The organism is Pigmentiphaga soli (assembly GCF_039541095.1).
GTDB classification, from domain to species: domain Bacteria; phylum Pseudomonadota; class Gammaproteobacteria; order Burkholderiales; family Burkholderiaceae_B; genus Pigmentiphaga; species Pigmentiphaga soli.
Genome location: NZ_BAABFO010000047.1, coordinates 1 through 9,226 on the forward strand (window position 1 = coordinate 1; position 9,226 = coordinate 9,226).

Here is a 9,226-nt window from a genome sequence, read left to right on the forward strand (position 1 = left end):
AGCCAGAACCAAGGGCAAGGTCGAACGGTTCAACGGCTATCTGAAGAGCAGCTTCGTCACCCCGTTGGCTGCGACGCTGAAGACGGCCGGCCTGCTCCTCGATGTCGATACGGCCAATGCCCATATCGGCCGCTGGTTGGCAGAGGTGGCGCAGCAACGCATCCACGGCACGACGGGTGAGAAGCCCGAAGTGCGCCTTGCTCACGAGCGACATAGTTTGATGAGCCTGCCCAGGGCGTTCGCTACGCCGCCGGCCGTTACCGTAAAAACTGCAGATATGGTGATTCCGCACGAGAGCCTGCAGCACCCGCTGTCGGTGTACGGCGCCTTACTGGAGCATGCCGCATGAACCTGCAGCACGCACGCATCGCCGAGCTCTGCATCCAGCTCAAGCTCGAGCGCATCGCGGCCGACTGGGCCCACCTCGCACAGCAAAGCGCCGACGAGCAAGCAAGTTTCGCCGATTTCCTGGAGAAGATCCTGAGCGGCGACCTGATGCAATACAAAGGGGCACGCGACCGCGCTAGCGAAGAAGCCATGGCAGAACTCGCACGTCAGGCACAGGAATCAGGCATGGGGTACGAATGAGGCACTCCCCCTTCACCGCCATATTCGATGCCTGCGTTCTCTATCCCGCACCGCTGCGCGACTTTCTGATGTGGCTAGGACTATCGGGACGATTCCGTGCCCGCTGGAGTCGCGATATTCATGTTCTGGCTGCGGCCATCCGCTGCGGTGCCAGCGTGATCGTGACCTTCAACCAGCGGGACTTTCCCGCAAACATACTAGGCTCCTACGGAGTGGAGTCTCAACATCCCGACGAGTTTGTGGAGAATTTCTTCGGCCTTGATGCAGCGGCGGTGGTAGCGCGGCACAGCGCCAGCGAGCACAACTCAAAAACCCGCCTATTGATGTCGATCGTTATCTGGGGATCCTATTTCGGCAAGGATTGGTTCAGACGACCAAAGCCTTAGCGACCTATCGCTCTATTCTCTAACATCGCAGCCCAACGCTGCCCTATTGAAATTAAATCCAACAGTTAAATCGATAACTTATAAAACAACCCCTACTCCCACTCGATGATAGTTTGAGAGAAAAAATCATTTAAATTCATACACTTGAAATATTGATGCATGGTCGATTCCATGAGAGATACCATGATCTAGTTTCACTGTGTCGAATCGATGAATGCACCGAGCTTCTCAAGATCATGCGACCAGAACAAGGAGAGGCCGCGTGCCTGTGCCTGCTCAAGGTTCAGCACCTTAAAGACACCAGCCAGTACAGCGGCGGGCACGACTTGCGCGCTACCGAACTGCTTGATCCAGTATTCGGCCTTGACTGCTGCGTCGTTGTTTAGTCGCTTGACGCTATTGGTCGCGCTGTTCGAAACCTTACATTCGATTGCCATGAGGCGGGTGTCATGTAAGCGCACGACGACATCGGCCTTGCGCTCGCCGAGCTGACATTCAGAGCAGAACTGCATAGCCTGCGGCCCCTTGACGATTGTATTGATCGCCACCGCCGGAACCTCGGCGAAACCAAGACTGCGAAGATAGTCCTTCACCTTCGCCTCTTGGTTTTCTTTCCCTTCATTGCGTCGCTCAGTGGCGATGCGTTGCGCGGCCAAGAGGACAGAAGAAGCCAACAAGGCTGCTTCGCGTTGTTGGTCAGTCGGCGCACCGCCTACCTCCATCCATGGGAACCGATGCGGATCGATCACACGCTCGATAACCTCGAACACCTTACGCAGTGTCTCGGGATTTTTCTTCAAAACACCTGGAGCGATCGAATCGACATTGGCGATAACTCGCAGGTCGTCGTCAGAAATCGGCGGGCCGGCCAAATACCTCAGCGCCTCACCAAGGCCGAGGCTGTAGGCTTCGGCGAGGTTGTCGTTGGTGATCGCGCCAGGGTTGAGATCGCTCAGTTTCTTGAACAGTTGCTCGAACTTGCCACGCGCTTGGTTGTAGTGTGTTTCCCAGGAATCAGAGACTGCTAAACGCTCGGCCCGGAACAACGCGGCAGAGGTGGTAGAGTCTTCGGCAAGTTCATCAATAGTCCATCGAGGCGGTGCGCTTATCATGCAAGAAGAGCTTCCAAGCTTGGGATGCGCAGGCGTTCGATTTCCTTAGGCTCGAACTTAGTTAAGCCACCGGCATATGTCCTACCACTTCCCGTGTTGATGTTTCTGTTGAGCCACGTCACTAGACGAGCGGTTACTCCGTCGGCCAGCGGTTGACGTGGATAGAGGCCGTGAGCGATGTTGATATGTCGCGCGTCACACGCGTTGAGCGTGAACTGGGGCGGTCGGCGAGCCATGTAAGTGCATAGGATAGGGGCTGGGGCCTTGAGGCCCACCGACCACCAAGCTTTGCGATGTCGCGCGATGTAGCTCTGATCTGCTCCGTTAAGTTTGGCCCAAGCCAGAAAGGCGGCGATGCTCCGGCGCTCTTCGTTGGTGAAGTCGTCCAGCTCAGCCGGCAAATCGATGACGCGGCGCAGAACCTCAGCCGAGTGCAAATGCGCACCGGCCTGGATCAAGTCTTTGGCCTTAGTCACCGCCGGCAGTTTGACGCGATCAGGCAGGCCTTTCGCATGCTCTCCAGCAATCCAGATATCGTTTGCGCCGGTGACCTGGCCGCGATGTACACGGAATAGCTCGCCAAGCTCGATCTCGCCTACGGCAACCGATTCGGACGGCCGGACGATGATTGACCAGCGAGGCGCGGCATGCAGCCGTTCGCGTGGGATGTCGGTGCCTTTGGCCAAACCGTTGAGGCGTTTCAGCTCGTCGACGGCGCGCACGCGAACCGGCTCGGCCGTGACGCCAACACGAAAGCAGGTAATTGCTGCCGTTGTCGCCGTGCCAGGAAAGGCTTCAACGGTCGGCTCAAGCACATGCAGGGCGATCCCGCCCAGCTCATCGAGCAAGAGTCGTCGTAGCGCCGAGCCATAGTTCACATCCATCCACTCGGCAGATGTGATGAATGCGCCCACATCGCCCGCTTTGGCAAGCAACCGCGTTTGCAGGAAGAAGTGCAAATGCAAGCCGGCCAGCGCGCTAGCCTTAATGCCGAAGGAAGCAAAGGTCGAGGCGTACCAAGCTTTCCAGTCCTCGGCAATATCGTGATGTCGTACATAAGGCGGATTGCCTATGAAAGCGGTCATGCCGGCGCAACGCGGTAGTTTGGTCTCCCGATAGTCCTTGACCAACACCGTCGCACGATCGGTCCAGCCGCGGGCACTCAAGTTCGCGCGTAACATGAGGGCGGCCAACGGGTCCATCTCCACGGCCACGAGCTGCGCCTGAGGGAAGGCTTCGCCTGCGGCCAGGATGAAGCGACCCGAACCGGCCCCCGGATCGACAATTCGGTGAGGCGTTCCTTGGCTCGCCAGCCAGGTCATCATTGAACGGACGATTGGTGCAGGCGTATAGACAGCACCAGCCGCGCGACGCTCGGTCGCCGAACGGATCGACGAGAAGGCCTCGCCTAGCGGATCGGCGCCACGTGCGATCGCTTTGCGGACCGACTCGATTTCCCGAGGTTTAAGCACCAATGCCGGCGCAGTCTTCACGAGCTTACGCTCGGGCGCAGACAGGCCGCCTTGTCCTCCGATAAGGGCTAGGCTCAGGGCTACTAGCTCTTGTTCCGTCTGCACGGTCATTTTTGCTTTCCTTTTAGGCCGGCGAACAGGTCAGCCTGACCTAGCAGTTGCCTCTCCGTGAAGGTACGCATGAAGTCGCGCAGCACATCAGAAGCGTGCCGATCTTGGGCGCGACAAGCCTGCACGAACGCGTCGCGCAACTCCTTCTCCACCCTGATGCGCATCCCGGAATCTTTGATTGACATGCCGCGCATGATAACACGATGGATACACGTTGTGTATCCATTGTGTCAGAATCAGCTGGCTAAAACCAGCCGATCACACTCCTGGACAACATATTCCGGCACATTATCAAACTTGTGGGGATTTAGCTGCATCACATACTCATTCTCGATATGGAAAGACTCATTCACGAATTTTTGGAGAATGCCATCCTGTTCCCCATTGGCGGAACTGTGCACTTCCTTATAAATGCGGAAAAGTTGAATCTTATCGTACCCAACCGTAGCATCGGTGAAGCGACGCTTCATTTCTGCCTTATCTTTAATTATGGCAAGTACCGACGCGTAATTGAAAGTCGGGATAAATTTCTTGATGCCGGCTTCAGCATCCGCAACTTGCTGCGCATCCATTGCAATATCGCCCACGGCAGATTTTAGAATAGGCACATCCCGCGCATGCAGAAGATTCGCCAAATAGTTATATTCCATACCGAGATCGTTGATTATCTCAAAGTGCCTTCTCAAATATATACACTTAATAACCTCATCCGCTAGCTCACGAATATTGTCATTGCATATCTGCGCGAAGGTTTGAATGTTTTCCTCTTTAATCTCCACCTCGGACACGACGCCTGCCTTCGACGCTAGGAAGTATGCCGTTGGCTTGGGGTGCTGGAATAGCCGTTTAACGCCTCGAATAACATCTATGGCAGGCTCGATATCATGGGTCAGCATGAGGACGGTTGTATCGCGAAGGCTCGCCTTACCTCTAAACAACTCATTCAAAATAGCGAATTTCTTCGTCTTGTCAAAGCTTGAGACAGGATCATCCAAGACTGCCAGCCCAGGCTTTTCTCTCAAAACCTGATACATGAACAGTATAAGAGCAAAGGCATTTCTTTCTCCATAGCTCAGGTGTTGCGCAGCGGTCTCAATATGTTCATCGTGGTCTTGGTGCACTAGCTTCATCTTGTATGAATCAGCCTCAGCTTTGATAACAACGCTGTACTTATAACCAGCCGACTTCAGGAAACCATTGATGCCATCTTGGTTTTCGGCGACGGTTCTCTCAATCAGCTTTTTGTGCTTGTTGATTTTCCCCTTCAGGTCCCCCACCTTCTCTGCCAGCTCTTGGAGCTTAGCATTTACAGGATCAACAACAGATTTAGTCTCCGCCGAATTAAGTCTCTCAAGAAATCCGAGGTCGATTTTCAGCTTACCAATTTCGTCCTCTATTTTCTCAACATCTCGAAGCGCAAAAAATGAGATAGAGCGCAACCCCTCGAGTTTGGTGATAAGCGTTTCAACGTCACCCCTAAGGGCACTCAAGAAATTCGTCTCTTCCAGTGAAAGCTCAACCTTCGATTTTGTTATTCTTTCCAAACTCTCGCGGCAAGCATCGTCAAAATACTTACCCAACCTTCCAATGATTGCCTGCAATGCACTCAAATGCTCTACAGCTTTTGAGTCGTACTCCTTGGCAACTGATTGTGCCACGTTCTTCTTATCGGTTCCCTGAAAACTTGAAGAACAATAAGGGCAGTTATCCGACAACTCCAAGAAGGAATTCCCTTTAGTCTGCCACGCTATCCACGTTGCCGGTTGATCGCTCTTAATAAAGTCTTCAAACGGCCTGAGATGATCTGGGATATTCGCGATTTTATTTCCCGAACCAAATGCCTTATAGCCTTTGCTTGACTTGGAAAGCGCTCCTGTCTTTGTAATTCCGAATGCATCACGAAGCTCTTTCAGGTCAGATATAGCGTTGCCCAAGTCCTCGTTGCCATCAAAGGCGGACCTGATTCCTTGAAAGAGAGCCTCTATTTCCTGCATTGCGGAAAGAAAAGCCTCTGTTTTTATGAATATTTCAAAACTATTCTTTAGAACCTCATCCCGCTGGAAAGTGAACTGGGAAACATAGGAATCATCAAATACCAAAACTGATTTGATATCGCCGACACCCATTACAGAAGGATCAAACTCCCCCTCGAGCGCCCGATATTTAAAGGGCTTCAATCGCTGGAGCGTTCCGTCATCGTTCACCGCCGCCAGGATTGCTTTTGCTATTGAGCTCTTACCCAATCCATTGGGTCCATATTTTATGTTTAGCGTGCCCTTGGTGATCGAAATTTCAGCACTTTCAATGCTATTGCAATTTTTTATCTGGACCGTATACGCAGTCATAGCCTCCCCTCCCTTTCAGCTAACTATATACATCTATAGATTGTCGATTCCGCTCACAATGAAAGAGTGATGTACATCACGCAGTCGTATTTGACCGACGCGCCAACTCCATTTTGGCCCATTCGATAGATTGCCTCATCTCCTTGCGTAGCGCTTCGATCTCGGCCGGCGACAATTCTCGCACGCGCGGTTTTTGGTCGTTCGTCATGGTCATGCGCCTCCTTGGCCGGCGGCAGCCAGGGCGTCGGCTTCGCTCAGGGCGTCCTCCTGGAAGGCTCCCATGCGTTCCGCCTCGTCCTTGCTGACCTCGGCCCATATCCGCTTGACCTGGGCAGGACTGTAGCCGGCCAGCTCGGCCGTCCTGGTTATGCTGTGGCCGGATCGGCGCAAGGCGATCACCTGAGCGCGGCGCTTCGGATCGGCACGCCGACCCCGGTATTTGCCCGCACTCTTCGCAAGCTCGATGCCCTGGCGCTGCCGCTCGCGACGGTCCTCATAGTCGTCACGGGCCATCTGCAGGGCCAGCCTCAAAAGCATGTCTTGAACCGATTCCAGAACGATCCTGGCAACGCCCTGCGCCTCGGCCGCCAGTTCGGACAGGTCTACAACGCCGGGAACAGCCAGGCGCGCGCCCTTGTGCCGGATCGCGGCAACCAGGCGCTCGGCTTTGGCCAGCGGCAAGCGGCTGATGCGGTCGATCTTCTCCGCAATGACGACCTCGCCAGGCTGTAGGTCCGCGACCATGCGCAGCAGCTCGGGACGGTCGGGGCGTGCGCCGGATGCCTTCTCGCGGTAGACGCCGGCGACGTAGTAACCGGCCGCCCGCACGCCCTCGATGACGCTTTCCTGGCGTTCCAGGTCCTGCGCGTCGGTGCTGACGCGCAAATAGACGCGGGCGACCTTGAGGACAGGGGTGTCGTCAAATCTCATCGGCTCGGCCGGCGTCCTGTCACGGACCCGGTCGAAGCGCTCGGCTTCGGCATCGGTCAGCCCGCCTGCCTGGCGTGCGATCCCGGCCAGCATCGAACCGACAGGCCGGGCGTCCCTAGTGCTCATAGTGGCTCCTTTGGGTATAGGCTAATGCGCCCCATCGTAACCGACACGGCTCAATTTTGAAGTTCCGATTTATATGCGCCTAGCGCAAAACCACGACCCTAATGAGCTTCCACGACAAATTCAGTGTTGCCGTCTTTAGCGGCTAAATTTACTCATGAACTCAACGCCAAAATACGGAAGAACAATTTTCTTGCCCCCACGCTGTCCACGTGGCGGGGCGTATCAAATCTAGGGACCTGCACACCAACATGGAGAAGAGGGAACGATGACCAACGAGACCTTTGCGAGTGTGTGGGATGCCATCGAAGACGCCCCTGCCGAGGCTGAAAACATGAAGCTGCGTTCGGCGCTGATGATGGCCCTGGAAAAACAAATCCACGATCACGGATGGACGCCGGCCGAAGCCGCGCGCCGTCTTGGCGTGACGCAATCTCGCGTGTCTGACCTGATGCGCGGGAAGATCGACGAATTCGGGATGAATACGCTTGTGAACATGGCCGTCGCTGCAGGCCTGCACAACGATGATCCAGCATGGGCGCAACTCAAGGCTTTGCTGGTCGAACGGATTAATGCTGGCTTGGCGGGGCAGGTGTCCCCCAAGAGCGTCAGCGAGATTCTTGATGATGAACTTGCCCAGCTCGTCGCTGGCATCACCCCGGACAACCTGCACCCTGAAATCAATAGCCTTGGCCGACCTCGCGCAGATAACGGGCGATGCTCATGCCCGCGCGCTTCGCATTCTCTTCAATGGCTTGCGCTTCGTCCGGGAACACCGGCACCCGCAGATGCCGGTGGCGTTTTCGGGCAGTGTCTATCTCGTATGTCTCCATCGTCAGCCCTCGTGGGACGGCTTCTCGCCACGAAGCTGCCGAACGGCGGCGAGATCGATCACGCCCGCTATATGCTCCACAGGCTGCACCTGCCTTGCTGGCTTGACCGGCAGTGCAGGTGCCAGCGCGGGCCGGATCAGTTCACGCACATAGATAAAGGCCAATACGAAGGGCAGGACCGGCAGGACAATCAACGCGGTCGGAATGAACACCGCCAGATAGCCGACAACGCCCACTGATCCTTCCTCGCGCGCAGCCGCAAAACTTTTCCGAAGGGTTCCCATGGCTCCTCCTGTCAGTTGTGGCCGTGAGGCTGATGCAAAGCGAGCTGAATAGCTGTTCTGGCCTGGGAGAAGTCCTCGCGCGTCGCAAGGCCCGTTTCCGCCTGGTAGAACAGGACCATGAACAGGTTGGCCGTCGCTTCGGCCAGCGGCCCCAGCTCGCGTGCGGCGTCCTGGTCCAGCCAGTCGATAGCGTTCAACTGCGCGGCCGCTTGCTGAACTGCATGAGAAAATTGATTAGGATTGGTGGTTGCCATGATTTCACCTCTGTATCAGGTGGGATTGTGGAAGTGTCGGCCGGCGTTGCATCGTCGGCCGACACGCTTTAGGTCGCCTCCGGTCGGTTCACGAACGCGGCCACTTCATCATTTCCGGCTGTTGCCGTCGCGTCGTCATTCGAGCCGGAAAGGGTGTTGCCATCGGTCGAGCTGCTGGCCGCCTTGATCGTCGCGGCGAGCTTGCCACCGGTTGTCTCTGCAATCCGGTTCTTGGCCGCGTCGGCCATGCTGCCGGCCTTCGCAGACGCCATCGAGCCGATGCCTTTGGCGAGGTTGGCGACCGTGCCTGTCGCAACCCGGCCCGCTTTCCCGGCCGCGCCAGAGAAGCCACCGCCGCCAGAGCTGCCGCGTGCGCCGGTGCTGCTGTGGCCTGCGGCCGCAGCCATTGGCGTTTCACCACTGCCCGAGACGCCACCACTACCACCGCCACCACCGCTAGCAGCACAGCCGCCAGCTTCGCCGCCGCCGCTACTCGCACCGGGCATATCACCGCCGTCGGCGGCCTTTGCGGCAGCCGACGCGGCCGCCATGACCGCCTGCGCACCACCGGCGGCCGACGCAGCCAGAGAGGCACCCCCGGACGCAGCAGCGGCCACGGCTTGCGCCGCCATGCCTGCGGTCGCCATGCCCGCACCAACGATTGCACCGGTGCTAAAGCTGCCGATGCCGGTAGCAGCAGCGCCACCAGGCACAAGGCCGGCGATGACATTGGGAAGCTGCTCTTCAGATAGCCGTTGAACCGTTCGACCTTGCCCTTGGTTCTGGCT

9 protein-coding genes and 3 pseudogenes are annotated in these 9,226 nt (G+C 56.6%); 4 read left to right on the plus strand and 8 right to left on the minus strand.

Annotation, left to right across the window (positions count from 1 at the left end; genetic code table 11):
* From ABD927_RS24345 to ABD927_RS24360, 3 genes and pseudogenes are all read left to right on the plus strand, one after another.
* Positions 1 to 349 (plus strand): annotated as a pseudogene (locus ABD927_RS24345) (IS21 family transposase); the annotation flags it as partial.
* Positions 346 to 588 carry a P-loop NTPase family protein gene (locus ABD927_RS24605; protein WP_425570361.1) on the plus strand — a complete coding sequence of 81 codons (243 nt, stop codon included), beginning with the start codon at positions 346 to 348 and terminating at the stop codon, positions 586 to 588. The pseudogene ABD927_RS24345 and the gene ABD927_RS24605, both read left to right, overlap by 4 nt.
* Positions 585 to 997, plus strand: a pseudogene (locus ABD927_RS24360) (VapC50 family PIN domain-containing toxin). The gene ABD927_RS24605 and the pseudogene ABD927_RS24360 overlap by 4 nt, the downstream one beginning before the upstream one ends.
* A 171-nt stretch (positions 998 to 1,168) precedes the next feature.
* Here ABD927_RS24360 and ABD927_RS24365 read toward each other — a convergent pair.
* The 6 genes from ABD927_RS24365 to ABD927_RS24390 form a co-directional block, all read right to left on the minus strand.
* Positions 1,169 to 2,086, minus strand: coding sequence for a XamI family restriction endonuclease (locus tag ABD927_RS24365; RefSeq protein WP_078590937.1), 918 nt, complete (start codon positions 2,084 to 2,086; stop codon positions 1,169 to 1,171).
* Positions 2,083 to 3,669, minus strand: a complete 1,587-nt coding sequence (locus tag ABD927_RS24370; protein ID WP_078590938.1) for an Eco57I restriction-modification methylase domain-containing protein — start codon at positions 3,667 to 3,669, stop codon at positions 2,083 to 2,085. Before ABD927_RS24370 ends, ABD927_RS24365 begins: the two co-directional genes overlap by 4 nt.
* Positions 3,666 to 3,854, minus strand: a complete 189-nt coding sequence (locus ABD927_RS24375) for a plasmid-related protein (RefSeq protein WP_345252490.1) — start codon at positions 3,852 to 3,854, stop codon at positions 3,666 to 3,668. The genes ABD927_RS24370 and ABD927_RS24375 overlap by 4 nt, the downstream gene beginning before the upstream one ends.
* 51 nt (positions 3,855 to 3,905) lie before the next feature.
* On the minus strand, positions 3,906 to 6,014 hold the full coding sequence (locus tag ABD927_RS24380; RefSeq protein ID WP_345252491.1) for an AAA family ATPase: 2,109 nt from the start codon (positions 6,012 to 6,014) through the stop codon (positions 3,906 to 3,908).
* A 76-nt stretch (positions 6,015 to 6,090) separates the two neighbouring features.
* Complete coding sequence (locus ABD927_RS24385) at positions 6,091 to 6,222, minus strand: hypothetical protein (protein WP_345252492.1); 132 nt, start codon at positions 6,220 to 6,222, stop codon at positions 6,091 to 6,093.
* 2 nt (positions 6,223 to 6,224) lie between these two features.
* Positions 6,225 to 7,070 (minus strand): recombinase family protein, encoded by an 846-nt coding sequence (locus tag ABD927_RS24390; protein ID WP_425570362.1) that lies wholly within the window; start codon positions 7,068 to 7,070, stop codon positions 6,225 to 6,227.
* Positions 7,071 to 7,335: 265 nt separating this feature from the next.
* Between ABD927_RS24390 and ABD927_RS24395 the strand changes: the two genes are divergently transcribed.
* Positions 7,336 to 8,139, plus strand: coding sequence for an XRE family transcriptional regulator (locus ABD927_RS24395; protein WP_345252493.1), 804 nt, complete (start codon positions 7,336 to 7,338; stop codon positions 8,137 to 8,139).
* A gap of 56 nt (positions 8,140 to 8,195) precedes the next feature.
* Here ABD927_RS24395 and ABD927_RS24400 read toward each other — a convergent pair whose 3' ends face one another.
* Positions 8,196 to 8,438, minus strand: coding sequence for a type I toxin-antitoxin system ptaRNA1 family toxin (locus ABD927_RS24400; protein WP_345252494.1), 243 nt, complete (start codon positions 8,436 to 8,438; stop codon positions 8,196 to 8,198).
* A gap of 68 nt (positions 8,439 to 8,506) precedes the next feature.
* Positions 8,507 to 9,226 (minus strand): annotated as a pseudogene (locus ABD927_RS24405) (P-type conjugative transfer protein TrbL); the annotation flags it as partial.

Bases quoted from the DNA above. Each gene is read 5' to 3' on its own strand.
- ABD927_RS24400 (WP_345252494.1), bottom strand. From the start codon at position 8,438: ATGGCAACCACCAATCCTAATCAATTTTCTCATGCAGTTCAGCAAGCG.
- ABD927_RS24365 (WP_078590937.1), bottom strand. From the start codon at position 2,086: ATGATAAGCGCACCGCCTCGATGGACTATTGATGAACTTGCCGAAGAC.
- ABD927_RS24605 (WP_425570361.1), top strand. From the start codon at position 346: ATGAACCTGCAGCACGCACGCATCGCCGAGCTCTGCATCCAGCTCAAG.
- ABD927_RS24390 (WP_425570362.1), bottom strand. From the start codon at position 7,070: ATGAGCACTAGGGACGCCCGGCCTGTCGGTTCGATGCTGGCCGGGATC.
- ABD927_RS24380 (WP_345252491.1), bottom strand. From the start codon at position 6,014: ATGACTGCGTATACGGTCCAGATAAAAAATTGCAATAGCATTGAAAGT.
- ABD927_RS24370 (WP_078590938.1), bottom strand. From the start codon at position 3,669: ATGACCGTGCAGACGGAACAAGAGCTAGTAGCCCTGAGCCTAGCCCTT.
- ABD927_RS24395 (WP_345252493.1), top strand. From the start codon at position 7,336: ATGACCAACGAGACCTTTGCGAGTGTGTGGGATGCCATCGAAGACGCC.
- ABD927_RS24385 (WP_345252492.1), bottom strand. From the start codon at position 6,222: ATGACGAACGACCAAAAACCGCGCGTGCGAGAATTGTCGCCGGCCGAG.
- ABD927_RS24375 (WP_345252490.1), bottom strand. From the start codon at position 3,854: ATGTCAATCAAAGATTCCGGGATGCGCATCAGGGTGGAGAAGGAGTTG.